Below are 25068 nucleotides of genomic sequence, written 5' to 3' on the forward strand. Positions count from 1 at the left end.
TGTCGCGGTGCTTGACGACAACAGGCGCTCCAGCGAGCGTGGCGAGGTGAGCGCGCCCCTTGCTTCACGCGTGCCCGGTTCTCATCCGGCGCCTGACTCCACTTCCGACACCCCGCGTCCTCCGTCGGACGAGCGCTTCGAGCTGTTGCTCGAGCACATGGCCGAGGCCTTCCTGTCCCTGGACGAGCGGGGCCGGGTGCTGCGGTGCAACACGCGCGCGGCGGCGCTCCTGGGCGTGGAGGCCGAGCGGCTTCGAGGCCAGGCGCCGTGGACGGCGGCGCCCGGGCTGATGGGCCGCACGTTGCACGAGCGGCTCGTGGCCGCCCTGGAGTCGCGCCAGCCCGCGCGCTTTCTCGCCTCGCTGCCCCCGCGCACCTGGTTGGAGGTGTCGGTGGTGCCGGTGGGCGAGGAGTTGTGGGTGCTCGCCACCGACATCACCCAGCGCGAGGAGGCCCAGGCGCTGGTGGAGCAGACGGAGAAGAGCTTCCGGCTGTTGGGCGAGCGCTTCCAGGTGGCGCTCGACTCCGCGCAGATGGCCGTCTGGGAGACGAACCTCGCCACCGGCCAGGTCTTCCGCTCCGAGGGGCATGATCGGCTCTACGGCTACCCCGAGCCCCTGGCCACGTGGACGCACGAGCGCTTCCTGGCGGCGCTGCATCCGGAGGACCGGCCCGAGGTGGAGGCGCAGGTCGCCACCGTCTTTTCCTCCCAGGAGGTGAAGGCCTATACCTCCACCTTCCGCGTCCGGGGCGTGGAGGGCTCGTGGCGCTGGCTCACCAGCCGGGCCCGGGTGCTGCGCGATGGGGACGGCCGGCCCGTGGTGGTTCGCGGCGCCATCCTCGACATCACCCAGTTGAAGGAGACGGAGCTGGCGCTGCAGGAGTCGGTGCGCGTGCGCGAGGACTTCCTGTCGCTCGCGGGCCATGAGCTCAAGACGCCCCTGACGGGCCTGAATCTGCAAGTGCAGATGTTGCGGCGGCTGGGCGAGGAGGACGTCTCCACCCTCCTGAGGGCGCCCCGCGTCCAGGCGCGTCTGGATGCCATCGACCGGGGCCTGCGGCGCCTGGGGACGCTGGGCGACAACCTGCTGGACGTCAGCCGCATCCGCCACGGCCAGCTCGACTTCATCTTCACCACCGGAGACCTGTCGGCGCTGGTGTCCGAGGTGGTGGCGCGCACCGAGGACGAGGCGCGCACGGCCGGCGTGTCCCTCATGAGCTTCATCGAGCCGCGCGTGGTGGGACGCTTCGATCGGCTGCGGGTGGAGCAGGTGCTCGTCAACCTGCTGTTCAATGCCCTGCGCCACGGTGGGGGACATCCGGTGGAGGTCCTGCTGGAGCGCTTCGCGGGGGGCGCGCGGCTGGTGGTGCGCGACGAGGGGCCCGGTGTGCCGGAGGCGGATCGCGAGCGCATCTTCGCGCGCTTCGAGCAGGTGCAGGGCGAGGCGCGCGCGGGAGGACTCGGCCTGGGACTCTTCGTCGTGCGCCAGTGCGTCGAGGGCCACCAGGGCCGTGTGTACGTGGAGCCCGGACCCGGCGGACGGGGCGCGGCCTTCTTCGTCGAGTTGCCCCTCTAGTCGCTCATCGCTCGCTTCTCCCTCGCTCCGACGCACGGTGGCCTCGCCCACACATCGCGTGTTGGAAATCCAGCCCAATTGGAAAGTCAGGACGACACTGCCTGTCGGGTGGTGTACGAGCAGCCATCCTGTGGAGTGGGTGGGTTGCATTCGATGCGGTGGAGCGTTTCTGATCGGGGCGCGGTCCCGGTTGTCTCTCTTGGGCCCCAACAAGGAGGCAGAAACGCATGCAGCTCAACATCACCTTCCGCCAGTTCGGTTCGTCCGATTCCCTCAAGGAGTACGCGAAGGAGAAGGTCGAGCGGGTGAACAAGTACCTGGATCGCGCCGGAGAGGCCCACGTGGTGTTGTCGCTCGAGCGGCACCTGCACCACGCGGACATCACCATCCACTCGGGCGCCTGGGTGCTGCGCGGCAGGGAGAAGAGCGAGGACATGTACGCGTCCATCGACAGCGCGATGGACAAGATCGAAGCGCAGCTGCGCAAGTACAAGGAGAAGATCAAGAACCACCACGGGCGCGAGCGCGTGCACCACCGGCACGAGCTGGTGAACAACTTCAAGGTGCGCCACAAGGTGTTCGAGCTGCCCGAGGAGGAGGCGTTCGCGGACGCCTCGGACACCGCCGAGGCCCTGCGCTCGGCCTCGCCCGCGGCCGCTCCGGCCCCCCAGTCCCCCGCGCAGCGCATCGTGCGCACCTCGGAAATCACCGTGAAGCCCATGTCGGTGGATGAGGCGGTGATGCAGATGAACCTGCTCAACCAGGACTTCTACGTCTTCCAGCACGCGACCACGCACGAGGTCTGCGTGGTGTACCGGCGCAAGGACGATGGGCAGTTCGGCCTCATCGGCGTGCACGCGCCGCCCAACGCCGGCTAACGCGGGCGGCCGCCTCCCGCCTCTCCCCGAGGGGCGGGTGGAGCGGCGGCCTGTTGACGGCGTGGCACCTCCAGGCCGTAGCCGAAGGTGAGCCGGCCCAGGTCCACGGGCAGCCGGCCCGGCGTGCCAATCTCCCCGAAGAGCGCGGCCGCGGCGGCCTCGGTGGCGGTGGGTTGGTACGAGTAGACGGCGAGCACCGCGCGGGCCGCGGTGGCTCGCTCGGCCAGGTAGGGCAGGCCCATGGACACGAGCACCACGGGGCGCCCGAGCGAGGCGGCCAGGGTGACGAGCTCCAGCTGGCGCGAGTTGATCATCCCCACCACCACCACGTCCGACTGGAGCGCGAGGGCGCGGGCCCGCTGCCGCATGCGCGCGCGCTGGGCCCGCGAGGGCCAGGCGGGCACGTCCAACACCCGGGCGCCCGGCATCCGCTCCCGGATGGCCTGCCCGAGCGAGTCCTCGGCGGTGAGGACGCCCAGGCGCACGCCGGAGGGCAGGGGGAAGTGCTCGCCGTCGGTGCGCAGCAGGGTGACGGCGGCGCGGGCGATGCGGTGGGCCACCTCCTCGTGCTCGGCCGAGCGCGGGGTAGCCAGACGCTCCTCCACGGGGAGGGGCGGGGTGAACAGCCCCCGGCGCACCTTGGTGGCGAGGATGTGACGCACCGCTTCATCCAGGCGGGCGGCGGACAGCTCGCCACTGCGCACCGCGGACAGGAGCGCCGCGTGCACCTCTCGCTTCTTCTCCGCGTGCCAGGGCACGAGCACCATGTCCGCGCCGGCGTTCACCGCCAGCACCGCCGCCTGACCCACGCCGTAGCGTCGGGCGATGGGCTCCATCTCCAATTCGTCGGTGAGGACCAGACCCTGGAAGTCGAGCCGCTCGCGCAAGAGGCCGCGCAGCACCTGGGGGTGGACGGTGGCGGGCGCGTCGTCTCCGGTGAGGGCGGGCACGGCGACGTGCGCGGTCATCAACCCGTCCAGCCCCTCGCGGATGACGGCCCGGAAGGGCTCCATCTGGGCGAGCACCTCCTCGCGCGACTCGAGCATGACGGGCAGCGCGTGGTGGCTGTCGGCGTCCGTGGCGCCATGGCCGGGGAAGTGCTTGGCCACGGTGACGAGCCCCGCGTCCTGCTGGCCGCGCACGAAGGCGCGCCCCAGCTCGGACACGAGGGGAATCGAGTCTCCATAGGAGCGGCTGCCGATGACGGGGTTGCGCGGGTTGAGGTTGACGTCCAGCACGGGGGCCAGGTTCATGTTGAAGCCCAGCCGCCGCAGGTCCTCCGCCTGGGCATGCCCCGCCGCGTAGGCGAGCCGCGCCGAGCGCGTGGCTCCCAGCGCCATGTTGCCCGGCAACACCACCACGTCGTCCTTCACCCGCACGACGTTGCCCCCCTCCTGGTCCAGCGCGAGGAAGGGGGGGATGCCATCGGAGAGCAGCTCGCGCAGGTCCTGGTTGAGCCGGGCCACCTGCTGGCCGTCCGAGATGTTGTGCTTGAAGAGGCAGACGCCCCCCACCCGGTGGCCGCGCACCAGCGCCTCCACGGCGCCATCCACCTCGCGCCCCCCGATGCCCACCATCATCACTTGTCCCACCTTGTCCTCGACGGAGAGGCGGGCGAGCAGCCGTTCCACCTCGTCGGCGAGCGCGTCCACCGGGACGGGGACGACGAGGGGGAGCGCGGGCGGCGGGGGAGGGGGGGCGGGGGCCCGGCGCGGGGCTGGCGCCACGGTACACGCCCCCAGCAGCAGGGCGAGGGGGAGCGCGAGGGCGTGCGGGGGCCGGAGGGACACGTTCCCATGGAGACTAGACGAGCCCTTCCACCCCCTCCATCTTCCGGCCGCCGAAGCACGGGAACACACGAAGACGGACAAGGAGTTGCGAAGGAGGGCATGCGACCCTTGCGCGAATGAAGGGCCAGGAGTAATTGCCCGCGCAGGGAGCGCCACCGCCGGGAGCGCCAGCTTGCGAATCTCCGAGTTCCTCAGCCCACCAGCCGTCGTCTCGGACCTCAAGGCCCGCGACAAGCAAGAGGTGTTGCGCGAATTGAGCGCGGCACTCTCCCATGCCCATCCGACCCTGAAGGCCGAGCGGCTGGTGGAGGTGCTGCGCGAGCGCGAGAAGCTCGGCTCCACCGGCATCGGCGAGGGCGTGGCCATTCCCCACGGCAAGCTGCCGGGGCTCGGCCAGCTCGTGGCCGCCTTCGGCGTGTCCCGTCAGGGCGTCGACTTCGAGGCCATCGACGGCAAGTCCACGCACCTCTTCTTCGCCCTGGTGGCCCCGGAGAACAGCGCGGGCGTGCACCTCAAGGCCCTCGCGCGGATCTCGCGTCTCTTCAAAAATCCGCGCTTCCGCGCCTCCATCCTCGAAGCGTCCAGCGTCGAGGCCATTCACGCCCTCATCGTGCAGGAAGACGCTCGGCCCTGAGGGGCCGTGGTAGGCTGGCGGGGATGGATCTGGTCCTTCGGCCGGTCAACGACCGCTTCTTCCATGAGCACGTGCTGTCCTTCTTGTCCCTCGCGATGAGTGACTCGGCCAGCGCATTGCAAACCCTGCTGGGGCAGCTCGACGACGGCGAATCGAGCCTCCTGGCGGGCAAGCTGCTCGCCTCGCACATCGGCGGCGGGCTCGGGGGCGTGGAGCAGACGTCCTGGGTGGCGCTGGTGGACAGGCTCACGCGGATGCAGTGGGCGCCTGGTTCCTCGGGCTGGCGGGTGCTCGGCGAGCACGCGGGCTATGTGGGGGACTGGGACGAGGCCCTGCACCTGGCGCTGATGTTGGAGGATCCCTCCTATCCCTACGCCCAGGCGCGCGCCTCGCATGGCCGGCGCGAGGGCTTCCGGCGCTACCCGGTGGCGGACCTGGGACTCGCGTCGTTGATTGGCGGCCAGTGGGAGCCCTTCCCCTCCTTCCCACCGGATCGCGTCTTCTCCACCCTGGGGCGGGGCGAGTACGCGTCGCGCCAGCAGTATGCCTTCGCGGACTGGGCGTGGCGGCCGGCGAGCACGGTGGCGCAATGGAGCGCGCAGCTGGAGTCCAAGCTGGAGCGACTGCTGGAGCGCGAGCACGAGCGGCTCGAGTCGGCGCGGCCTCCGGAGTGGGAGGCGGTGCGGGCCTGGTTGTTGGGCCACTCCACCGAGTGTCCGGCGCTGTCGGAGCCGCTGGCGGGGCCTCAGGGCGGCGCGTGGGTGGAGCGCATCGGCCTCTTGGCGGCGCTCGTGCGCGAGGCGGCCCGGGAGGAAGCGGGCCTGGTGGCGCACGTGATTCGCCCGCTCAACGAGGCGCCGGAAGGGGAGCCTTCGGAGGAGTCTCCAGCAGGATCGTGACGGGGCCGTCGTTGACGAGCGCCACCTTCATGTCCGCGGCGAAGACGCCGGTGCCCACGGTGAGGCCGCGGGCGCGCAGCACCTCGCACACGCGCTCGTAGAGCGCCTTGGCCCCCACCGGCTCCATGGCCTCGATGAAGCTGGGCCGGCGGCCCTTGCGCGCATCGCCATAGAGGGTGAACTGGCTGACGACGATGAGCTGGCGCGAGGTGTCCTCCAGCGACAGGTTCATCTTGCCCGCGGCGTCCTCGAAGATGCGCAGGGTGGCGAGCTTGTCCGCCATCCATGCCACCTCCGCCTCGCTGTCGCCCTGGCCCACGCCGAGCAGCACCAGCAGCCCCGGTCCCATCTGACTCACGCGCTCGCCCGCCACCGTGACGGAGGCCTCGAGCACCCGCTGCACCACTGCCTTCATCGTGCCTCTCCTTCCCTCGCGCGGCGCGGCTCAGCGCACCATGTCGACATGGGGGATGCCGTCCTCGTCGTAGACGTCGCTCATCACCCGGAAGCCGAAGTCCTCGTAGAAGGCGCGCAGGTGGTTCTGGGCGCCGATGCGGATGGGCACGCGCGGGTAGCGCGCCTCGATGAAGTCGATCCCCTTCTGCACCAGCACCCGGCCATGACCATGACTCCGCGCCTCGGGGGCGACCACCACCCGGCCCAGGCTCGCCTGCGGGTACTTCGTCTTGGGGGGCAGCACGCGCAGGTAGGCCGCGAGCCAGGGCGCCTCCGGCTGGTCCTCCATCCCGAGCAGGTGGTAGGCGCTCCGGTCATAGCCATCCGCGTCCAGATAGATGGAGCGCTGCTCCACCACGAACACCTGCTGGCGCAGCTCGAGCGCCAGGTACAGCTCGTCGGGCGTCAGCTCCGCGAAGTTCTTCCACTTCCACGTCAGCATGGCTCTCCTGTCATCGGCGTTCCGCATGCCGGGGATCTAACCTATCGCGCACCGCGTCGCCGAGCAGGTGAAAGCCGAGCACCGCGAGCGCCAGGGCGAGTCCGGGAAAGAGCGCGACATGGGGCGCCACGAGGAGGTACTGGGTGCCCTGATCCACCAGCGCTCCCCAGGAAGGTGTCCCCGGCGGCGCGCCGAGTCCGAGGAAGCTGAGCGAGGACTCGGCGAGGAGGGTGCCCGGCAGGGCGGAGGTGGCCTGGATGAGCAGTGGTCCCGCGGCATTGGGCAGCAGGTGGTACCAGAGGATGCGCGCGTCGCTGGCCCCGAGCGCACGCGCGGCCTGCACGTAGTCGCGCTCGCGCAGGGTGAGCACCTGGGCGCGCGCCAGCCGGGCGTAACCGGTCCACCCGGTGAGGCTCAAGGCGAGCACGACATGCGCGAGCGAGGGCCCGAGCACGGCGGTGAGGAAGAGCGCGAGCAGCAGGCCGGGAAAGGCGAGCAGCACGTCGGTCAGGCGCATGAGCACCTCGTCCACGAGCCCACCCACCCAGCCGGCGATCCCTCCGAGCACGGTGCCCACCGCGGCCGAGAGCGCCACGGTGAAGACGGCGACGGTGAGCGACAGGCGGGCGCCGTGGAGCACGTGGGTGAGCAGATCAATCCCATTCTCCCCCGCGCCCAGGGGGTGGCCAGGGCCGGGCGGGGACAGCTCGGCGGCCAGGTCGAGGGCCTCGGGCGACGAGGGACTGAGCACGGGGGCCAGCAGCGCGGCGAGCACGAGCGTGCCCGTGACGGCGAGGCCCAGGCGTCCTCCGGGGGACAGCCGCCTCATGCGCGCCTCCGCAGCCGGGGGTCGGCGAGCGTGTAGGCCATGTCGGTGAGCGCGTTGACGAGCAGGAAGCAGCCGGTGAAGACGAGCACGGTGGCGCGCACGGTGTTGTAGTCGCGCCGCTCGATGGCGGACAGCAGCAGGGTGCCCATGCCGGGCCAGGCGAACACCTTCTCGGTGACGATGGCCCCGCCCAGCAGGGCGCCGAGCTCGAGCCCCAGCACGGTGAGCAGCGGCAGGAGGGCATTGCGCAGGGCGTGGCGCCAGAGCACGCGCCGGGCGCTGAGTCCCTGGGCCCGGGCGACGGTGACGTAGTCCTCGCGCAGTGCTTCCAGGAGGCTCGCGCGCGTCATGCGCGCGAGGAAGGCGGCGAGCGCGGTGCCCAGCGTGAAGGCGGGCAGCACGAGGTGGCGCCAGGAGCCCGCGCCGGACACGGGCAGCCAGTCGAGTCTCAGGGAGAAGACGAGCAGCAGCACGGGCCCGAGCCAGAAGCGTGGGAGCGCCACGCCCGCCACCGCCGCGCTCATGGCCGCGGCATCCACCCACGTGCCCTGGCGCGACGCGGCGAGCACCCCGAGCGGAAGCGCCAGCACGACCGCCACGCCCAGCGCCGCGAGCGCGAGCACCAGGGTGAAGGGCAGGGCCGCGCCAATGGCGGGCATCACCTTCTTCTGGAAGGGGGGCAGCGAGGTGCGCAGCTCGCCGGTGAACAAGTCTCGCGTGAAGTGCCAGAGCTGCACGGGGATGGGCTCGTCGAGGCCCACCGCGCGGCGCAGCGCCTCGCGGTCCACCTGCGTGGCCTGCTCGCCGAGCATCACGTCGATGGGGTCTCCCGGCACGAGGTGGAGGAAGAGCGAGACGAGCAGCAGCGCGCCCACGCCCGAGAGCAGCGTGGAGAAGAGCCTCCTCATGGCCCCACCTGGCGGGCACGCGCGAGCGGGGTGAAGAAGCCATGGGGGCTCGGCTCGAAGTCCTGGAGGCGCCGGGAGACGACGGCCACCGAGTCCTCGTGCCACAAGGGCACCACGGGGACGAGTGTGTCCAGGCGCTCCTGGGCCCGGGCGTAGAGGCGCAGGCGCTCGGGGGTGGTGACGCGGCTGGCCTCGTCGAGCAGGGCGTCGAGCGCCGCGTCCTCCAGCGCGCCTCGGTTGAGCCCGCCGAAGTGGTTCTTCTCCGAGGGCACGTTGGCCGAGTGGTACGCGCCGCGCATCAGGTCCGGCTCGACGACGGAGGCCCACTTGAGGGTGAAGAGCTCGAAGTTGCCCCGGCGCACGTCGTTGAAGAAGGTGGCGAACTCGAGCGAGCGCACCTCCACGGCCACGCCGCCGAGGCCCAGTTGCTCGCGCAGCACGAGCGCGATGGAGCGGCGCAGCCGGTCGGTGCTCGTCTTGAGCTGGAGCGTGAGCCGGGGAGCGCCTCCGGGGCCGTCCGGATCCGGGTAGCCCGCCTCGTCGAGCAGCCGGGCCGCCTCCTCGGGGGCATGACGGCAGCCGGCGACGGGCGCCCAGGCCCAGTTGGTGCGCGGCAGCAGACCCTGGGCGGGTTGGGCGAGGCCGTGCAGCTTGTAGGTGACGAGCGGCTCCACGTCGATGAGCTGGCAGAGGGCGCGGCGCACGCGCGCGTCGGCGAGGGCCCCCTCGCGCAGGTTCATGCCCAGGTAGGCGAGGCCCGTGCCCGGCCGGGTGAGCACGCGCAGGGAAGGCTCGCGCTCCAGGGTGGGCAGGGTGGCGGGGGAGAGCGCGTTGAGCACGAGGTCCGCGCGGCCCTTGAGCAGCTCCAGCACGCGTGTCGTCTCGTCGCGCACCACGCGGAAGTGCAGCCGGGGGATGGCGGGCGCGCCCCGGAAGTAGCCCGCGAAGGGCACGAGCGTCAGGTGTTCCTCGTCCGGCTGGGACTCGAAGCGGAAGGGGCCGGCGCCCACCGGGGAAGCGTCCTGGGCCTGCTTGAAGGCGGCCGACGCGCGCCGGGCCGGGAGGATGCCCAGGGACAGGTCCGCCAGCAGGGGCGCGAAGGGCTGGCGCAGGTGGAAGCGCACCGTGCGCGCGTTCTTCACCTCCACCCACGCGAGCGCCGAGTAGCGCTCGGCCCGGGGGCTCGCGAGCGCGGGCTCCCTCACGCTGTCATAGGTGGCCTTCACGTCCCAGGCGGTGAGGGGGCCGCCGTCGTGGAAGGTGAGTCCCGGTCGCAGGGTGAACTCCACGAGCGTGGGGCTCAGCTCCTGGAAGGACTCGGCGAGGTCGGGCACGGGCCTGCCGCGGTCATCCACGGTGACGAGGCCAGGGGTGAGCAACTGGGACAGTCGCTGCCCCATCGCCGTGAGCGCGAGCCGGCTGTCGAGGCTGTCGGGTGGCGCCTCGATGAGCACGGTGATGCCCTCGGGGGCGGGCTCGGCGCGGCAGCCGCTCCCGAGCGCCATGACGAGTGCCATGACGAGCCCCAGGTGGGCGGATCGGAGTGGCGGGGGCATGCAAGGCGTGTTGTGACACAGAACACGTCGTGCGCGTGCCCCTACCCGTGCTTGCGTCCGTCATTACTTTTCCCTTCTCACCAGAGGAGTGGGTCCATGGACAAGGCAACGGGAGTGGCGCTCGTGACGGGCGGCAACCGGGGACTGGGGTTCGAGGTCTGCCGGCAGCTCGGTCAGCGGGGCATGCGGGTGTTGCTCTCGGCTCGGGACATCGCCGAGGGGGCCAAGGCCACCGCCGCGTTGCGTGAGGAGGGCCTCGAGGTGAGCTTCGAGCCCCTGGACGTCACCTCCGAGGAGAGCGTCGCCCAGCTCACGGATCGGCTCGCACGTCAGGAGCTGCGGCTCGCGGCGCTCGTCAACAACGCGGGCATCGCCCTGGAGGGCTTCAACGCGGATGTCGTCGAGCGCACGCTCGCGGTGAACTTCACGGGCGCGTTGCGCGTCACCGAACACCTGCTGCCGCTCATGCGCGAACACGGCCGCATCGTCATGGTGTCCAGTGGGATGGGCGCGCTGGAGGGCCTGCCACCCGCCCTGCGCCAGCGCATCGATCCTCCCCCCTCCAAGGACGCGCTGGTCGCCTGGGTGGACGAGTTCGCCGCCGAGGTGCGCGCCGGTCAGTTCGAGCAGAAGGGTTGGCCGGGCTCGGCCTACCGCGTCTCGAAGCTGGGCCTCAACGCGCTTACCCGGCTACTGGCCGAGGAGTTGAAACCCCGGCGCGTGCTCGTCAACGCCGTCTGTCCGGGCTGGGTGCGCACGCGCATGGGTGGAGCCCGGGCCACGCGGGATGTGGAGCAGGGGGCCGACACCCTCGTGTGGGCGGCGCTCCTCCCTCCCGAGGGCCCCACCGGACGGTTCTTCCGGGATCGCCAGCCCATCGCCTGGTAGCCGATTCCTTCTGCCCGGCGGTGGGCTCCTCACGTTGGGCAGCGATCAATTCCCGGCCCCGCGCGGGCATGCTTTGCCGCCTGGTGGAAGACCGGGCACCCCGGAGCTGGGGTGCTCGGGAGTGTCTCTCTTGCCGCCCCAGACTCCCCCTTTCATAATGCCCATCACCTTCCCCGGAGAGTGTGTGCAGGTCCCCCGAGCCAGAACCCTCTTGGCCGTGACGATTGCCTTTTTCGTCGCCCATCCGCGCGTGAGTGCCGCCGCGGATGACAAGAAGCGCGCCGAGCGCGAGGCCCTCAAGGCGTCGTTGTTGCAGGTGCTGCAGCGCGACCCCCTCAACGCCAGCCGTGTGGGCGTCCACATGATGAGCCTCGACGACGGCGGGGTGGTGTTCAGCCACAACGCGGACGAGCTGCTCAACCCCGCCTCCAACGTGAAGCTCGTCACCTCGGCGGCGGCGCTCTCCACGCTCGGGCCCGAGTTCCGTTTCGAGACCGAGTTCCTCGTGGAGACGGAGTCCGATGGCCTCAAGGCCAAGACGCTCTACGTGCGCGGCAAGGGCGACCCCTCCATCACCACCGAGCGGCTGTACGGCATGGTGGGCGACCTGTTCCACACGGGCCTGCGCGAGGTGCAGGACATCGTCGTGGACGAGGCGTGGTTCGACGACGAGCGCACCCCGCCGGGGTATGACCAGGAGGACTCGGACCGGGCCTACATGGCGCCCACGGGAGCGCTGAGCCTGAACTGGAACGCGGTGGGCGTCTTCCTGCGTCCCGGTGAGCGCCTGGGCGCCAAGGGCGTGGTGGAGGTCGAGCCGCCCAGCGACTACTTCGTGGTGGAGAACACGCTCACCACGGGCGACCGGAAGGCGCGTCGCTTCTCGGTGTCGTCGGACGCGGCGGGCGCGCAGCAGAAGATCATCGTGCGCGGCCAGGTGCCCGAGGCCGGCGGCGCCATGAGCGTGTACAAGAAGATCGACAACCCGCCGCTCTACTTCGGCCAGACGCTCAAGCAGATGCTGGTGGCGCGGGGCGTCAAGGTGAAGGGCAAGGTGAAGGCGGGGCTGACGCCGCAGCGCGCGAAGCTCGTGTTCGTGGCGCACTCGGACACCTTCGACGTCGTGCTCAAGCGGCTCAACAAGCTGTCGAGCAACTTCATCGCCGAGACGCTCCTCAAGACGATGGGCGCGGAGGCGCGGGGTGCTCCGGGCTCGTTCGCCAAGGGGCTGGACGTGGTGGAGGACTTCCTCGCGCGCGAGGTGGGCATCCCCCGCGGCACCTACGTGATGAAGAACGGCAGCGGGCTCAACGACGCCAACCGCTTCTCCGCCACGCAGCTCGACCGCATCCTCCGCTACATGTACGAGCGCTTCCCGCTCGCGCCCGAGTACCTGTCCTCGCTGGGCATCGCCGGCAAGGACGGCACGCTCCGCTACCGTTTCGACGGCACCGAGGCGGTGGGCCGGCTGCGCGCCAAGACGGGCACGCTGGAGAACGTGTCGGCGCTCAGCGGCTACGTGCAGGCGGCGGGCGGCGAGAAGTTCATCTTCTCCATGATGGTGAACGACTACCCGGGCCGCTCGGGCCCGGTGGTGCGGGGCCTGGACGCGCTGGGCTCGGCGGTGGCCTCGGTGGGCTCGACGATGGGCCCCGGGCGCGCGGTGGCCGAGCTCGCCAGCGGCGAGAAGTCCAGCAGCCCCATGGGCGAGATGAGCAGCCGGGTGAAGACGTACCTCGCGCTGAGCAGCCAGCATGACCCGCGCAACATCGGCTTCCTGCGCACGGCGTGGCGCAGCGAGCGAGACCCCGCGGTGCGCGCGGTGGTGGCCGAGGGCCTCTACCAGTCCAACCCCCAGGACTACCTCGGGGTGCGCACACTCCTGGACAGCTACTCGGCGGGCGCGGAGGTGTACGGCCGGCTGCGCACCGTGGCGCGGGAGCTGTCGGTGGAGGTGCCGGGCCTGGGCAGCCTCGTGGAGCTCGCCGCGAGCGGCAACGTCGAGGCGCTCTCGCGCGTCGCCGAGCTGGCCGGGGCCTCCGCGGGCGACAACCTCGCCGAGGGGGAGATGGCCGAGGGCCTGGGCGCCATCGCCCGCTCGGCGCCCGAGGATCTCGTGCTGGCGCTGCGCGCCGCGAGCGACAAGGATCGTGAGGCGGCCACCACGCTGCTCGCGCGGGGCCTCGTGCAGACGGGCGAGGCGGAGCACCCCTTCTGGAAGGCGCTGCGCAAGAGCCTGGGCGCGTCGGATCCGAAGGTGGCGGAGTTCTCCCGCTCGCTCGAGGGCCTGATGTCGCGCAAGGTCGCCGAGGCCAAGGCGCCCCGGGCCGAGCCGCCGCTGGGCACGCCCGTCCTGGCCTCTCCGCCCGTCATCGGTACGGGCCTCTCGGAGACCCGTCCCGGCGGGTGAGGGCCCGCCCGCTCGCCCTCCCTCCTTCCCTTCTTCCGACCGTCCGGGAAGGGTGGGGGCTGAAGCCCTGTTCAGGTGCTTGTCAGCCCCTTATGGTAGGGAAAGTAGCGTGAGCGGCATTCTCGCTCTTGGATGTAGGTAACTGGCCCGTGGTGGGCCGGTGCTCGAGAAAGGACGGCATCATGGCTGGAGGCGTCAACAAGGTCATCCTCATTGGCAACCTGGGGGCGGACCCGGAAGTGCGCTTCACCCCGGGCGGACAGGCGGTGGCCAACTTCCGCATCGCGACCAGCGACAACTGGACCGACAAGAGCGGCCAGAAGCAGGAGCGCACCGAGTGGCACCGCATCGTGGTGTGGGGAAAGCTCGCGGAGCTGTGCGGTGAGTATTTGAAGAAGGGCCGCCAGTGCTACATCGAGGGCCGTCTGCAGACGCGCGAGTGGACGGACAAGGAGAACCGCAAGAACTACACCACCGAGGTGGTGGCCAACGCGGTGACCTTCCTCGGCGGCCGTGACGGCGCGGGCATGAGCGGTGGGGGCGGCGGCGGTGGTGGCGGGGGCCGCGGTGGGGGCTACTCGCAGCAGCGCGGCGGTGGCGGCGGCCAGTCCCAGGGCGGCGGCTACGACGACTACGGCGCTCCTCCCATGGACGAGGGCGGTGGCCCCATGGGTGGCGGCCACGGCGGGGACGACGACATCCCGTTCTAGGGCCTGCCCCTGAAACACCAACGGCCGCTCCCGGGAGACCGGGGCGGCCGTTGTCGTTGCGGGCGCTCGGCGGGGAGCGCCCCGGGGCTTCAGTGCATGTCGCCCTGCGACTGGACGATGGCGTTGCGCGCGTCGATGACGGCCTGGGTGCCACCGGCCTGGTACATGGCGAAGAGCACGCCCCAGCCCATGGCGAGCAGCACGAGGAAGATGACGATGGACCACGGCTCGAAGCGGCGCATGGAGCGCTCACTGGCCAGCAGGCCCCAGCCCATGGCGAAGCCCTGGAGGCCGTTGGCCAGGTGGTACGCGGTGCCGAGGATGCCGAGCACGTAGACGACGATGGTGGGCGTGTGCCAGTGCATCTCGTAGGCGATGGCGGCGAAGGGCTCGGCCGCGCCGTGCACCAGCCGCGGCTGGAGGAAGGCCAGCCACATGTGGGCCCCGATGAAGCCAAGCACGCCCACGGCCGCGGCGCGCTGGAGGATGTACTTGAGGTTGCCGTAGTTGGGGTAGGCGCCCAGGTTGGGCCGGAAGCTGAACAGCCGCGCCACGCCCCACACGGTGTGGATGAGCAGGGGCAGCAGCACGATGATGAAGGTGAAGATCATCGAGTACGGGTGCTTGTACTCGGTCACTGCGGACTGCCAGGCCTGGGCGCCTTGGAAGGCGGCGAGGTTGTCCCACAGGTGGTTCACCACCCAGATGCTCAGCGGCACCACGGCGAGGAACGAGCCCAGACGGGACTGGATGAAGGGCGTCTTCTGGGGGAGGGCGTCGGCGGCAGCGGCTTGGGTGCTCATCGGAACTCCGGACGTCGCGCGGCCTGGGGGGTCGCGCCAGGAAGTCAGTCGGACGGGGCGTTATAGCCCGTCCTGGGGCCGGGGTAGGATTTTCCGCCATGGGAAGACACCTCCGGGGCACAGGGCGGTAACCGGGAGGTATCAGCGGGGGTGATGACTGGGTCCGGCTCCACTGTCCGGGTCCCTGGCGGGGGGGCCACCGGGGGAGCGCCCGGGTGCGCATTGTCATTGGCGAGCGCTTCCGGGGGAGGCAGGCTATTGCCCCCTCATGGCCGATGAACTCGTCAGTGGCTTGTTGAAGGAGACCGACCTGCGCGTGGTGCTCGTCACCACGAGCGACCTGGCCCGCCGGGCGCGCGAGCTGCACCGCTCGGCGTCGGCGTCGGCCTCGCTGATGGCGCAGGCCCTCACCGCCGGGGCCCTGCTCGGCTCGTTGCAGAAGAATGACTCACGCATCAACCTCCAGGTGGAGTGTGATGGCCCCTTGCGCGGCCTCTTCGTGGATGGGGATGGGGCGGGGGTGGTGCGGGGCTACGCCAAGAATCCCCTCGTGTCGCACGTGGGCGCCGAGGGCGAGTACCACTGGCGTCCGGCGCTCGGGAACAAGGGCTTCCTGTCCGTGCTGCGCGACCTGGGGGGCGGCGAGCAGTACCGCTCGGCGGTGGAGCTGGAGAGCTTCGACCTGGGGAGGGATCTGGAGCGCTACTTCCGCATCTCGGATCAGCTCCCCACACGTGTCTACCTCTCCGTGCAGCCGCTGTCCCAGGGCGAGCAGCCCGAGCCGCTGGGACTGGTGGCCGGCATGCTCTTGCAGCCGCTGCCGCAGGGGGACATGGAGGCCTTCCGGGAGCTGGGGGACCGGCTCGCCCGGGACTTCGAGTCCGCGGTGCGGGCGCACGCCGCCCTGGGCACGAGCGTGCTGCTCAAGGCGCTGGTGTCCCAGCCGGACCTGGAGGTGATGTCGCGCTACCCGGTGTCCTTCACGTGCAGTTGCAGCAAGGACCGGGTCAAGCGCGCGCTGACGACCCTGGGCCGGGCGGAGCTGGAGGACATCCTCGCCACGGAGGGCAAGGCCGAGGCGGACTGCCACTTCTGTACGATGCACTACGTCATCACCGGGGAGGAGATTCGCGGCCTGCTCGGGGAGATGGAGGCGTCCACGAGCTGAGCGAGGAGGCAGGCGGGGTTGCTACAGGGAGTGGCGGCAGCGCACGGCCCGGGGTATGACGCGGGCCCCGCCTCTCACACTGGAGTCCGCGCCGTGGCCACCAAGCGGGCAACACCCAAGGTCACCAAGGGCAAGCCCTCCCAGAAACAGGTGGAGAAACTCGTCTCCATTCCACCCGACGTGGTGCTCGCGCCCCAGGTGGAAGCCCCCCGTCATGCCACCGGACGCGACCAGTCGCGTGCCCGCACCCAGGTGCAGGAGCTGACGTGGGCGCAGTTCGATCGCGCCGTGCAGACGCTCGCGCTCGCCATCCGCCAGTCGTACTCGCCCGCGGCCGTGGTGGGCGTGGCGCATGGGGGCGTGTTCGTGGGCGGAGCACTGTCGAGCGCCCTGGGCGCCGAGTTCTTCCCGGTACGCATCAGCCGCCGCAGCCGGGACAAGGGCCAGGCCAAGCCGAAGCTGAGCGGGGAGATGCCTCGCGAACTCAAGGGCAAGCGGGTGCTCATCGTGGACGACGTGGCGTCCAGTGGTGACACGCTGGCGCTGGCCGTGGCGCTGGCGCGCAAGGTGGGCGCCCGGGAGGTGAACACCGCGGCGCTGGTGTCCCGGCCGGATGGCTTCGAGCCGGACTTCTGCGCGCTGTCCACCGACGCCCTGGTCGTCTTCCCGTGGGACTACGAGGACGTCGCCGAGGACGGGCGCTTCGACGTGGATCCGGACAAGGCGGGGGCGTGAAGGCCGCGGGGGGGCGCGGAGCGCGATGATCATCGGCACCGCGGGGCACATCGATCACGGCAAGACGTCCCTGGTCAAGGCGCTCACCGGGATCGACACGGATCGGCTGAAGGAGGAGAAGCGCCGGGGCATCACCCTGGAGCTGGGCTTCGCGCACCTGGCGCTCGGCGAGGGGCAGGTGGCGGGCGTGGTGGACGTGCCCGGCCATGAGCGCTTCGTGAAGGCGATGGCGGCGGGGGCCGGCGGGGTGGATCTGGCGGTGCTGGTGGTGGCGGCGGACGAGGGGGTGATGCCCCAGACGCGCGAGCACCTGGACATCTGCCGGCTGCTGGGCGTGAAGGCCGGCGTGGTGGCGCTCACCAAGGCGGACCTGCTTCCGGGGCTGGGCGCGGAGTGGCGCGCGCTGGTGGACGCGGACGTGGCCACGCTGGTGGCGGGCACCTTCCTCGAGGGCCGTCCCGTGGTGCCCGTCTCCTCGCGCACGGGCGAGGGGCTCGAGGCACTGCGGGCCGCGCTCGTCGAGGTCGCCCGGGACGTGCCCGCGCGCGGCGTGGACGGCCCCGCCTTCCTGCCGGTGGATCGGGCCTTCAGTCTGAAGGGCTTTGGCACGGTGGTGACGGGCACGCTCTTGTCGGGGGCCTTCGCGGCGGAGGACGCGGTTTCCCTGCTGCCGGGCCTCGCCGGACCCTGGCGCGTGCGCGGGGTGCAGCGGCATGGCGAGGGCGTGCCGCGGGTGGTGGCCGGGCAGCGGGCGGCGGTGAACCTGGTGGGCGTGGAGGCCGAGGCCATCGCGCGCGGCGCGGTGTTGGTGCACGCGGGCGAGGTGTCCGAGACGTCCATGTTGGACGTGGAGCTGAGCCTGTTGGCCGCGGCGCCCGAGGCGCTGCCCCGGCGCCGCAAGCTCCTCGTGCACCTGGGCACGACGCAGACGGAGGCCACGGTGGCGCTGTTGGACCTGGAGCGGTTGGAGCCGGGGGAGACGGGGCTCGCGCAGCTGCGGCTGGCGGCACCCGTGGCGGCGCTGCCCGGTCAGCGCTTCATCCTCCGGGGCTCGCGCGCGCTGCCGGGCCGGGGCGCCACGCTGGCCGGGGGGCGGGTGCTGTCCATCTCGCCTCCGCGTCGGCGCAAGGGCGGGGCCGGGGTGGTGGCTCCCCTGCTGGAGGCGGATCCGGGCACCCAGGTGGCATGGCTCTTGAGACAGGCGGGCTACCGGGGCCTCACCTGGAAGGAACTCTTCGCCCGCTCCGCCCTGGCGTCCCGGGTGCTGTCGCGGGCGCTGGAGACGCTCGGCGCGCGGGGCACGGCGCTGCTGGTGGACAAGGAGCGGCGGCTCTACCTTTCGGGCGAGGTGTTCGAGGGGATGCGGGCGCGGGCCCTGGCGCTGCTCGACGCCTTCCATGAGCGCGAGCCCTTGCGCGAGGGGCTGTCGAGGGAAGAGCTGCGCCAGCGCCTGTCGGGCGAGCTCGAGGCCCGGGTGTTCTCCCGGTTGGTGCAGACGTTGGTGGAGGCGGGCAATGTGGAGGTGGAGCGCGAGACGGTGAGGCGGGTGGGGCGGGGCCGCACGTTGTCCTTGGATGAGGACGCGGCGCGCACGCGACTGGTGGCGGACCTGGGGGCGGCGGGGCTCGCTCCGCCCACGCTCAACGAGCTGGCCGAGCGGCTGCGCCTGCCCGTGCCCCGGGTGAGGGAGTTGCTGCGGGTGGCGGTGGCGGAGGGCCGGGTGGTGGGGGTGAGCGAGGAGCTCTATTTCGACGTGGGCGCGCTGGCCGGTCTCAAGGAGAGGCTCGTTGCCTACCTGCGCGACAAGAGCGAGATTTCCACCCAGGCGTTCAAGGAGTTGGTGGGGCAGAGCCGGAAGTTCGTCATTCCCCTCTCGGAGTACTTCGACCGCGAGAAGGTCACGCTCCGTGTCGGAGAGAAACGGGTGCTGCGGCGCGCATGACGAGGAATCTCTACAACGAGGCGAGCCTGCGCAGCCTCATCGACAACTTCACCAATCCCATCTCCGTGGTCCAGGAGGGGCGGATCCGGATGGCCAACGACGCCTACCTGTCGATGCACGGGTTGTCGCGCGAGCAGGTCGAGGGCCGCTCCTTCTTCGACTTCCTCCACCCGGAGGACCTGGCGAGGCTGCGCACGCGCTACCGCCTGCGGGAGCAGGGGATGCTGGCGGAGAGCGATCCCCGACGCTACGTGCTCCCGGCGCGTCCGGGCGTGGGGCCGCGGGAGCTGGCGGTGCACGTGCAGGAGGTGGAGCTGGAGGGCAGTGGCTTCGCGCTGCTGTGCAACCACCTGGTGCTGGGCGACCGCCCGAACGAGCTGGAGATGGCCGAGCGCCTGGTGGAGACGTCCGCGAAGCTCGTCGCGGCGCGCTCCGAGGAGGCGGTGCGGCGCATCGCCCTGGAGGGCTTCCAGGGGGTGGGGCTCTCCGCGCGCTTCCTGGTGCGGGAGGGGGAGCGCTTCAGTCCCTTCGAGGGCCTCGAGGAGGCACTGGCCCAGCGGGCCTTGTCCGAGGGACGCCCCGTCTTCGGCCACTTCGAGACCGAGTCCACGGCCGTCTACCTCGCGCTGGGCACCCCGTCGTCGGAGGTGCTGTGGGTGGTGGGCTCGCAGGTGCGGCCCTCGTACGGTCCGGTGCTGGAGCTCTTCGCCAAGGTGGTGGGGGCGGCGCTCCTCGACGCGCGGCTGTTGGCGGACGTGGAGCGCAGCCGCTGGGAGCTGTCGTCCGTGGCCGAGGTGGCGCGCTTCGTCGCGCTGCCCGAGCCTCCCTCACCCGAGGACTTCCTCGCGCGGCTGTCGCTGCTGGTGGGCGCGGAGGCCGTGGTGTTGTACGGGGCGGACTCGCCGGAGGGGCCCTTCGGGCTCGTGGCGCAGGTGGGGCTGGAGCCGGCCCTGGTGGAGGCGCTCCCCATGCCGCGGGGGGAGTGGCTGTCGACGGAGATGTCGGCTCGGGACGTGGTGCTCTCCAGCGAGGCGGAGGAGCGCGAGTGGAGCGCGCGGTCCGCGGGCCGTCTGGTCCGCAGCGCGGCGGTGCCGCTGTTGCTGGGAGGTCAGCCCGGGGGGCTCTTGCAGGTGCTGCGCGGCGCGAACCCTCCCTTCAGCGCGGAGGAGCAGCGGCTGCTGGGCACGCTGGCCGAGCTGTTGATGATGTTGCTGGAGCAGCGCCGGCTGCGGGCCGAGTCCGCGCGCCAGCTGACCGACTCGCGCCTGCTGTTGGATCTGGCGCGCACCACCGCCGCCACGCTGGAGGTGGCGAGCATCCTGGACGTGGCCTCGGACTTCCTCGTCAAGCTGCTGGACGTCTCCAACTGCTTCATCCTGCTGCATGACGAGCAGGCGGGGGTGCTGCGGGGGGCCGCGGCCTCCGTCACCCATCGCGACTTCTTCCGGGGCCTGGTGGTGCCGGTGGATGACCCCGAGAGCCTCGCGGCGCGCGTGGCGCGTGAGCGCCGGTCCATCTCCGTGCCGGACCTGTCGAAGGTCGGGGCCATCGGGCGGCGCTCGCTCGTGCAGCAGCTCGGGCAGAAGGCGATGCTGGCGCTGCCGCTCACCTCGCGCGAGCAGCTCATCGGCGTGGTGTTGCTGGACGACATCCGCCGGCCCCGGCTCTTCCCCACGGCGTTCATCGAACTGGCCGAGGCCACGTGCGGGCAGATCGCCCTGGCGATCACCAACGCGCGTCTGTACGAGTCGCTGTGGGCGTCCTACGCGGAGCTGGCCGCCGCGCGCGCGGAGATGGTCAAGCGCGAGCGCCTGGCGGCCCTGGGCGAGCTGTCGGCCATCGTGGCCCACGAGGTGCGCAATCCCCTGGGCGCCATCTTCAACGCCGTGGCCTCGTTGCGCCACCTGCTCAAGCCGGATGGCGACACGGCCATGCTCCTGGACATCCTCGCGGAGGAGAGTGACCGGTTGGACCGGATGGTGAGCGATCTGCTCGACTACACGCGGCCGCGCGAGCCCATGCGCCAGCTCGAGGACGTGTCGCGCATGCTGCAGGACGCGGTGGAGGCGGCGTGGAAGCAGCAGGGCAGCCCGAGCCACATCACGCCCACCATCGAAGTGGAGCCGCAGCTGCCCCGGGTGCCGTTGGATCGGCGCCACATCCGCCAGGTGCTCATCAACATGCTGGTCAACGCCATGCAGGCGATGCCCCAGGGCGGCGGGGTGCGGGTGCTCGCCCGCCGCGAGCTGCATGAGGACCGGGAGCTCTTGCGCATCGACGTGGTGGACCAGGGGTGCGGCATTCCCACCGAGCTCATCCACCGCGTCTTCGAGCCCTTCTTCACCACCAAGGCCCAAGGCACCGGATTGGGGCTCGCGGTGGTCAAACGCATCATCGAGGAGCACCACGGGGAGCTCTCCCTGGAGAGCACTCTGGGCCGTGGCACGACCTTCTCCATCCGTCTCCCCCTCAACCAGCCGACGAGTCCGCCGTGACAGACCCATCGACGACTACCCTTCCCCGTGGCCGCATCCTGGTGGTGGATGACCAGCGCAACATGCGCGCCACCACCGCGCTGCTCCTGCGCTCCGAGGGCTACTTCGTGCTCGAGGCCGCCACGGGCGAGGAGGCACTGCAGATCCTGTCGGGCGGCCGCGTGGAGCTGATGCTGACCGACCTGAAGATGGAGCCCATGGATGGGCTCACCCTGCTCAAGAAGGCGCTGGAGGTGTCGCCTCGCCTGCAGGTCATCATGATGACGGCGTTCGGCTCCATCGAGAGCGCCGTGGAGGCCATGCGCCAGGGGGCGTTCGACTACGTCACCAAGCCCTTCAAGGAAGGGGAGCTGCGCTACCGGGTGGAGCGGGCGCAGGAGCGGGCGCGGTTGCAGGCCACGGTGGACATGCTGGCCGGCGAGTTCAACGAGCGTCACGGCTTGAGCGCGCTGGTGGGCCGCAGTCCGGCGATGCTCGAGCTGACGTCGAGGCTGATGCGCGTGGCGCAGAGTGACGCCACGGTGCTGGTGCAGGGCGAGAGCGGCACGGGCAAGGAGCTCGTCGCGCGCGCGGTGCACGCGCACAGCCGGCGCAAGGCCCTGCCCTTCGTGCCCGTCAACTGCGCCGCCATTTCCGAGTCGCTGTTGGAGAGCGAGCTGTTCGGCCACGCCAAGGGCGCCTTCACGGGCGCGGTGCGGGCCCGCCGGGGTCTGGTGGAGGAGGCGGACGGGGGCACGCTCTTCATCGACGAGGTGACGGAGACGACGCCCGCCTTCCAGTCCAAGCTGCTGCGCACGCTGCAGGACGGCGAGGTGCGGCGCGTGGGCGAGTCCACCGCGGTGAAGGTGGACGTGCGCATCGTCGCCGCCACCAACCGGGACATCGAGTTGGAGGTGCAGGAGAAGCGCTTCCGGCAGGATCTCTACTACCGGCTCAACGTGGTGACCCTGCGGGTGCCTCCGCTGCGCGAGCGGCTGGAGGACGTGCCCGCGCTGGCCGAGCACTTCCTCAAGCGCGCCAATGCGCGCAGCCCCAACCCCAAGCGCCTGTCGGCGACGGCGGTGGAGCACCTGATGGGCCACAGCTTCCCGGGCAACGTCCGGGAGCTGGAGAACCTGGTGGAGCAGGCGGCGGCGCTGTCCGAGGGCGAGGAGCTGCTCCCGGAGGACTTTCCCCTGCGCCCCAATGCCCGAGTGGGTGGGGCCCTGGGGGCGCCGCCCGCGCCGCTCACCACGGACGCGAGTTCCCGCGTGCCCACGCTGGCCGAGGCGGTGGAGGAGGCCGAGCGGCGGGCGATCGCCCAGGCCTTGGAGCGCTACGCGATGGATCTGGGCCGCGTGGCCGAGGAGCTGGCCGTCTCCTCCACCACGCTGTGGCGGAAGATGAAGCGCCTCAACCTCCGTCCACCTGGAGGAGAACATCGGGAGTGACAGCGGAGCTGCAAGGGCCGTTCAATGATGAAAACTGGAACCCCCCGGGATGACAGCGGATTTGCAGCGCTGAAAACGGATTGCAGCCGTGCAATGCCGGAAGGAGCCCCTCGGGGAGGCGAGTGCCGCTCAAGTCCTTGAAATGACGGGGCTTTGAGGCGGCGGGGAGGGCTGGCATGCAGCGTGCTAGAGGTTGGAGTCAGAACGCGCTGATGTGGCGCTGAAGAGGTTCCCCCCCACCGCTTCAGTGTCTCCGGTGTGCTTCCTTTAGAAGAACCCGCGGCCCGGTACCCTCTTCGAGGGTTCCGGGCCGTCTTCTTTTTGGGCCTCGGGCGCTGATCCAACCCCGCCTCCCGGGAGGGAAGGACTGGGGGCTTTTCACATGTGAAAGGCGATTGCAGGGCTGCAATGCAGAGCTGAAAGCGGCCCGGCTCCCATGCCTCCGCCCTGGAGGCCAAGTCCTCGGAATCCCTTGGGTTTTATGTGGAAGGGAGGGGTGGCATGGGGCGTGCTAAAGCATAGACCCGGAGCACGTCGGAGCTGGTCGAAGGAGGTTCCCCCCCACCGCCTTCAGCCCTCCAGATGGCTTCTGAGAAGAACCCGCGGCCCGGTAGCCCTTTCTGAGGGCTCCGGGCCGTCTTCTTTTCATCGCTCCTGGGTCTGCCGTGGAGGGCTCCTTCACCCACACGCTGCTCCGGCCCTTCCTGGTGCTCGAGGCGAGGCCGCTGGCGGGTCTGCCCGCGGTGGACACCTTTCGTCGGATTGGCGCCAAGCTGGATCGATTCCCCTCGCGTCCGTTCACGCCCTCACTGTGGCGTCTGCCGGCTCCGAGAGGTCCGGGCGGTGCGGAACGGGGAGTGCGTCCGGCGGGGCGCTCGAGTGCCGGAACGAAAACGCCCGGGCGTGAGCCGCCCGGGCGTGGGTGAAACGAAGGCCGCGCGACTTCAGCGGTTGAGCAGGCTGCCGGCCTGGGCGATCCACTCGGTGAGGGGCCCGGGCAGGATGCCCAGCAGCACCACGGCGGCGGTGGAGATGATGAGCGCCAGCTCCGTCATCCAGGCCCGCTCCAGCGGGTGGGCGCCTTCGGGGACCGGGCGCATGTACATGTAGACGACCACGCGCAGGTAGTAATAGGCGCCGGCCGCGCTGGAGAGCACCGCGACGATGGTGAGCCCGACGAGGCCCACGTCCACCGCGGCGCGGAAGAGCAGGAGCTTGCCGAGGAAGCCGACGGTGGGCGGAATGCCGGCGAGCGACAGCATGAAGGCGGCCATGGCGAAGGCCCAACCCGGCCGGCGCTGGGCCAGTCCGCTCAGGCGCTCCAGGTCCCACGCGGTGCCCCGCTCCTCGTCCTCGCGGCGCTCCAGGAGGGAGACGATGCCGAAGGCCCCGATCGCCGTGACGGCGTAGGCGAGCAGGTAGAAGAGGATGCCGCGCAGGGCCTCCACGCGTGCGGTGGCCTCGACACTGGCGCCGGTGAGCGACGTGGGTCCGAGCAGCTGGAACTGCTGGCCGGGCTGCACGACGAAGAGGGCGGCCACGCCCAGCAGCAGATAGCCGGCGTGGGCGATGGAGGAGTAGGCCAGCATGCGCTTGACGTTGCGCTGCGGGATGGCGAGCAGGTTGCCGCCCACCATGGTGAGCAACGCCAGGGTGGAGAACAGGGCGAAGGGCAGCTTGCCGTTGATGCCGCTGCCCACGGTGACGAACACGCGCACGAGCGCCACGAAGGCGGCGGCCTTCACGCCCGCGCTCATGAGCGCGGTGACGGGAGTGGGCGCGCCCTCGTAGACGTCCGGCGTCCACATGTGGAAGGGCACCGCGGCCACCTTGAAGGCGAAGCCCGCGGCCACCAGCACCGCGCCCGTGTAGACGAGCGCCGCGTGGCTCTCCATCGCGTCGCGCAGCGGCTGCGCCATGTTCGACAGCAGCGTGGTGCCCGTGGCGCCGTACAAGAGCGCCGCGCCGTAGAGCAGCACCGCTGAGGAGAAGGCGCCGAGGATGAAGTACTTGAAGCCCGCCTCGCTCGGCCGCGTGCCACGCCGCAGGAAGCTCGTGAGCGCGTACGTGGAGATGGACAGCACCTCGATGTTGATGAAGACGGTGATGAGCTCGTTGGACATACCCAACAGGCTCATGCCCGCGCCCGCGAAGAGCATCAGCGCGTAGAACTCACCGCGCTCGGCGCCCCGGCGGCGCAGGAAGCCCGCCGAGGTGAGCGTGGCCAGCGCCAGCGACACACAGACGATGAAGGTCAGGAAGCTGGAGAAGGGATCCAACGCGCCGAAGCCGAGGAACACCTCGCGCGCGGGCTCGACCAGCAACTGCAGCGACACGCCGCCGGCGATGACGGCCGTGAGGCTGGCCAGCACCGCCTGGTAGCCGCGGGTGGAGCCCGCGGAGAGGAACACCTCCGAGAGCAGCAGGATGCACGCGCCCAGCACCAGGATGAACGCGGGAATCAGGGGAAGGAAGTCTGCCGAGGTGAGGGTGGGCAGGTTCATGATGGAAGGCTTTCG

General features: G+C 70.9%; 20 protein-coding genes. 12 read left to right on the forward strand and 8 right to left on the reverse strand.

Features of this window, described 5'->3' with window-relative positions; all coding sequences use genetic code 11:
• The first annotated feature begins 46 nt into the window (after nt 1-46).
• Both D187_RS23685 and hpf read left to right on the forward strand, forming a co-directional pair.
• The gene (locus D187_RS23685; protein ID WP_002628163.1) at nt 47-1576 is read left to right on the forward strand and encodes a sensor histidine kinase; all 1530 of its coding nucleotides are present in this window, start codon (nt 47-49) and stop codon (nt 1574-1576) included.
• Between the two features lie 227 nt (nt 1577-1803).
• Complete coding sequence (gene hpf / locus D187_RS23690; protein ID WP_002628164.1) at nt 1804-2454, forward strand: ribosome hibernation-promoting factor, HPF/YfiA family; 651 nt, start codon at nt 1804-1806, stop codon at nt 2452-2454.
• On the opposite strand, the gene nagZ is transcribed toward hpf, so the two are convergent.
• Nucleotides 2451-4244, reverse strand: a complete 1794-nt coding sequence (gene nagZ, locus D187_RS23695) for a beta-N-acetylhexosaminidase (RefSeq protein WP_245591798.1) — start codon at nt 4242-4244, stop codon at nt 2451-2453. The two genes, hpf and nagZ, sit on opposite strands and share 4 nt — an antisense overlap.
• A 172-nt stretch (nt 4245-4416) precedes the next feature.
• Here nagZ and D187_RS23700 point away from each other — a divergent pair, with 172 nt between their 5' ends.
• Both D187_RS23700 and D187_RS23705 read left to right on the forward strand, forming a co-directional pair.
• Nucleotides 4417-4878 carry a PTS sugar transporter subunit IIA gene (locus D187_RS23700; RefSeq protein ID WP_002628167.1) on the forward strand — a complete coding sequence of 154 codons (462 nt, stop codon included), beginning with the start codon at nt 4417-4419 and terminating at the stop codon, nt 4876-4878.
• A gap of 23 nt (nt 4879-4901) precedes the next feature.
• Nucleotides 4902-5777 carry a lysozyme inhibitor LprI family protein gene (locus D187_RS23705; protein ID WP_002628168.1) on the forward strand — a complete coding sequence of 292 codons (876 nt, stop codon included), beginning with the start codon at nt 4902-4904 and terminating at the stop codon, nt 5775-5777.
• Here D187_RS23705 and dtd read toward each other — a convergent pair.
• From dtd to D187_RS23730, 5 genes are read right to left on the reverse strand one after another with little or no spacing between them, the layout of a single operon-like run.
• A complete protein-coding gene (dtd, locus tag D187_RS23710; RefSeq protein ID WP_043431270.1) occupies nt 5725-6192 on the reverse strand; it encodes a D-aminoacyl-tRNA deacylase in 468 nt (155 codons plus the stop codon). The two genes, D187_RS23705 and dtd, sit on opposite strands and share 53 nt — an antisense overlap.
• 30 nt (nt 6193-6222) lie before the next feature.
• Nucleotides 6223-6675: a GNAT family N-acetyltransferase gene (locus D187_RS23715; RefSeq protein WP_002628169.1), complete on the reverse strand. Its 453-nt coding sequence runs from the start codon at nt 6673-6675 to the stop codon at nt 6223-6225.
• Nucleotides 6676-6685: 10 nt separating this feature from the next.
• A complete protein-coding gene (locus D187_RS23720) occupies nt 6686-7504 on the reverse strand; it encodes an ABC transporter permease (RefSeq protein WP_002628170.1) in 819 nt (272 codons plus the stop codon).
• The gene (locus D187_RS23725; RefSeq protein ID WP_002628171.1) at nt 7501-8412 is read right to left on the reverse strand and encodes an ABC transporter permease; all 912 of its coding nucleotides are present in this window, start codon (nt 8410-8412) and stop codon (nt 7501-7503) included. Before D187_RS23725 ends, D187_RS23720 begins: the two co-directional genes overlap by 4 nt.
• Nucleotides 8409-9929 (reverse strand): ABC transporter substrate-binding protein, encoded by a 1521-nt coding sequence (locus tag D187_RS23730; RefSeq protein WP_020918225.1) that lies wholly within the window; start codon nt 9927-9929, stop codon nt 8409-8411. The genes D187_RS23725 and D187_RS23730 overlap by 4 nt, the downstream gene beginning before the upstream one ends.
• 135 nt (nt 9930-10064) lie before the next feature.
• On the opposite strand from D187_RS23730, the gene D187_RS23735 reads away from it, so the two are divergent.
• From D187_RS23735 to D187_RS23745, 3 genes are all read left to right on the forward strand, one after another.
• Nucleotides 10065-10856, forward strand: a complete 792-nt coding sequence (locus D187_RS23735) for an SDR family oxidoreductase (RefSeq protein ID WP_002628173.1) — start codon at nt 10065-10067, stop codon at nt 10854-10856.
• Between the two features lie 184 nt (nt 10857-11040).
• Nucleotides 11041-13266, forward strand: a complete 2226-nt coding sequence (gene dacB, locus D187_RS23740) for a D-alanyl-D-alanine carboxypeptidase/D-alanyl-D-alanine endopeptidase (protein ID WP_043431317.1) — start codon at nt 11041-11043, stop codon at nt 13264-13266.
• Between the two features lie 182 nt (nt 13267-13448).
• A complete protein-coding gene (locus tag D187_RS23745; protein WP_002628175.1) occupies nt 13449-13976 on the forward strand; it encodes a single-stranded DNA-binding protein in 528 nt (175 codons plus the stop codon).
• A gap of 89 nt (nt 13977-14065) precedes the next feature.
• Here D187_RS23745 and D187_RS23750 read toward each other — a convergent pair whose 3' ends face one another.
• A complete protein-coding gene (locus tag D187_RS23750) occupies nt 14066-14779 on the reverse strand; it encodes a succinate dehydrogenase/fumarate reductase transmembrane subunit (protein WP_002628176.1) in 714 nt (237 codons plus the stop codon).
• A 268-nt stretch (nt 14780-15047) separates the two neighbouring features.
• Between D187_RS23750 and hslO the strand changes: the two genes are divergently transcribed.
• From hslO to D187_RS23775, 5 genes are all read left to right on the forward strand, one after another.
• Nucleotides 15048-15947, forward strand: a complete 900-nt coding sequence (hslO, locus tag D187_RS23755; RefSeq protein WP_002628177.1) for an Hsp33 family molecular chaperone HslO — start codon at nt 15048-15050, stop codon at nt 15945-15947.
• Between the two features lie 93 nt (nt 15948-16040).
• Complete coding sequence (locus D187_RS23760) at nt 16041-16682, forward strand: phosphoribosyltransferase (RefSeq protein WP_002628178.1); 642 nt, start codon at nt 16041-16043, stop codon at nt 16680-16682.
• A 25-nt stretch (nt 16683-16707) separates the two neighbouring features.
• The gene (selB, locus tag D187_RS23765; protein WP_002628179.1) at nt 16708-18624 is read left to right on the forward strand and encodes a selenocysteine-specific translation elongation factor; all 1917 of its coding nucleotides are present in this window, start codon (nt 16708-16710) and stop codon (nt 18622-18624) included.
• Nucleotides 18621-21119 (forward strand): ATP-binding protein, encoded by a 2499-nt coding sequence (locus tag D187_RS23770; RefSeq protein WP_002628180.1) that lies wholly within the window; start codon nt 18621-18623, stop codon nt 21117-21119. Before selB ends, D187_RS23770 begins: the two co-directional genes overlap by 4 nt.
• Before the next feature lie 44 nt (nt 21120-21163).
• On the forward strand, nt 21164-22549 hold the full coding sequence (locus D187_RS23775) for a sigma-54-dependent transcriptional regulator (protein WP_043431319.1): 1386 nt from the start codon (nt 21164-21166) through the stop codon (nt 22547-22549).
• Nucleotides 22550-23493: 944 nt separating this feature from the next.
• On the opposite strand, the gene D187_RS23780 is transcribed toward D187_RS23775, so the two are convergent.
• Nucleotides 23494-25053: an NADH-quinone oxidoreductase subunit N gene (locus D187_RS23780; protein WP_002630696.1), complete on the reverse strand. Its 1560-nt coding sequence runs from the start codon at nt 25051-25053 to the stop codon at nt 23494-23496.
• Nucleotides 25054-25068: the final 15 nt, after the last annotated feature.

The sequence above is a fragment of the Cystobacter fuscus DSM 2262 genome, from assembly GCF_000335475.2.
GTDB classification, from domain to species: domain Bacteria; phylum Myxococcota; class Myxococcia; order Myxococcales; family Myxococcaceae; genus Cystobacter; species Cystobacter fuscus.

What these genes read in the sequence shown, in the direction of transcription:
- hpf (WP_002628164.1), top strand. Translation starts at nt 1,804, where the DNA reads ATGCAGCTCAACATCACCTTCCGCCAGTTCGGTTCGTCCGATTCCCTC.
- D187_RS23705 (WP_002628168.1), top strand. Translation starts at nt 4,902, where the DNA reads ATGGATCTGGTCCTTCGGCCGGTCAACGACCGCTTCTTCCATGAGCAC.
- dtd (WP_043431270.1), bottom strand. Translation starts at nt 6,192, where the DNA reads ATGAAGGCAGTGGTGCAGCGGGTGCTCGAGGCCTCCGTCACGGTGGCG.
- D187_RS23715 (WP_002628169.1), bottom strand. Translation starts at nt 6,675, where the DNA reads ATGCTGACGTGGAAGTGGAAGAACTTCGCGGAGCTGACGCCCGACGAG.
- D187_RS23720 (WP_002628170.1), bottom strand. Translation starts at nt 7,504, where the DNA reads ATGAGGCGGCTGTCCCCCGGAGGACGCCTGGGCCTCGCCGTCACGGGC.
- D187_RS23725 (WP_002628171.1), bottom strand. Translation starts at nt 8,412, where the DNA reads ATGAGGAGGCTCTTCTCCACGCTGCTCTCGGGCGTGGGCGCGCTGCTG.
- D187_RS23730 (WP_020918225.1), bottom strand. Translation starts at nt 9,929, where the DNA reads ATGGCACTCGTCATGGCGCTCGGGAGCGGCTGCCGCGCCGAGCCCGCC.
- D187_RS23735 (WP_002628173.1), top strand. Translation starts at nt 10,065, where the DNA reads ATGGACAAGGCAACGGGAGTGGCGCTCGTGACGGGCGGCAACCGGGGA.
- D187_RS23745 (WP_002628175.1), top strand. Translation starts at nt 13,449, where the DNA reads ATGGCTGGAGGCGTCAACAAGGTCATCCTCATTGGCAACCTGGGGGCG.
- D187_RS23750 (WP_002628176.1), bottom strand. Translation starts at nt 14,779, where the DNA reads ATGAGCACCCAAGCCGCTGCCGCCGACGCCCTCCCCCAGAAGACGCCC.
- hslO (WP_002628177.1), top strand. Translation starts at nt 15,048, where the DNA reads ATGGCCGATGAACTCGTCAGTGGCTTGTTGAAGGAGACCGACCTGCGC.
- selB (WP_002628179.1), top strand. Translation starts at nt 16,708, where the DNA reads ATGATCATCGGCACCGCGGGGCACATCGATCACGGCAAGACGTCCCTG.
- D187_RS23770 (WP_002628180.1), top strand. Translation starts at nt 18,621, where the DNA reads ATGACGAGGAATCTCTACAACGAGGCGAGCCTGCGCAGCCTCATCGAC.
- D187_RS23780 (WP_002630696.1), bottom strand. Translation starts at nt 25,053, where the DNA reads ATGAACCTGCCCACCCTCACCTCGGCAGACTTCCTTCCCCTGATTCCC.